We start from the raw sequence: 725 nt of genomic DNA, 5'->3' as shown, positions 1-725 counted from the left end.
GGATCAGGGCGACAAGGTTACMGACACCATCACCTTTACCGCGACCGACGGCACCGAGCAGCAAGTTACAGTAACCATCAACGGCACCGAAGATGCGCCGGAAGTGAGCGGTAGTTTCAGCGGTGAGGTGAGCGAAGGTAATATCGGCGATGCGCTGGTTACAACCGGCGGCAGCATTGCGATCAGCTACGTGGATAACGGCGACACCCCAGGCTTTGACAATGTGGCCAGCACCGCCGGCGACAACGGCTACGGCAGCTTCGAGCTGGTTGACGGCAATTGGACCTACACCTTAGATCAAACCAAGGTGCAGCAGCTGGGTCTGGGCGACAAGGTTACAGACACCATCACCTTTACCGCGACCGACGGCACCGAGCAGCAAGTTATAGTAACCATCAACGGCACCGAAGATGCACCGGAAGTGAGCGGCAGTTTCAGCGGTGAGGTGAGCGAAGGCAATATCGGCGATGCGGCGGTTACAACCGGCGGCAGCATTGCGATCAGCGACGTGGATAACGGCGACACCCCAGGCTTTGATAATGTGGCCAGCACCGCCGGCGACAACGGCTACGGCAGCTTCGAGCTGGTTGACGGCAACTGGACCTACACCTTAGATCAAACCAAGGTGCAGCAGCTGGATCAGGGCGACAAGGTTACCGACACCATCACCTTTACCGCGACCGACGGCACCGAGCAGCAAGTTACAGTAACCATCAACGGCACCG

General features: G+C 58.4%; 1 protein-coding gene. It reads left to right on the top strand.

The genetic code is table 11. The features are described from left to right. The coding region (locus tag L4D76_RS28780; protein ID WP_428444204.1) for a VCBS domain-containing protein at positions 1–725 on the top strand (725 nt) is incomplete at both ends.

It is taken from the genome of Photobacterium sagamiensis, assembly GCF_050337085.1.
Taxonomy (GTDB): Bacteria; Pseudomonadota; Gammaproteobacteria; order Enterobacterales; family Vibrionaceae; genus Photobacterium; species Photobacterium sagamiensis.
Note: the sequence above shows the minus strand (reverse complement) of the source record. Positions and strands in the feature narration are given on the sequence as shown.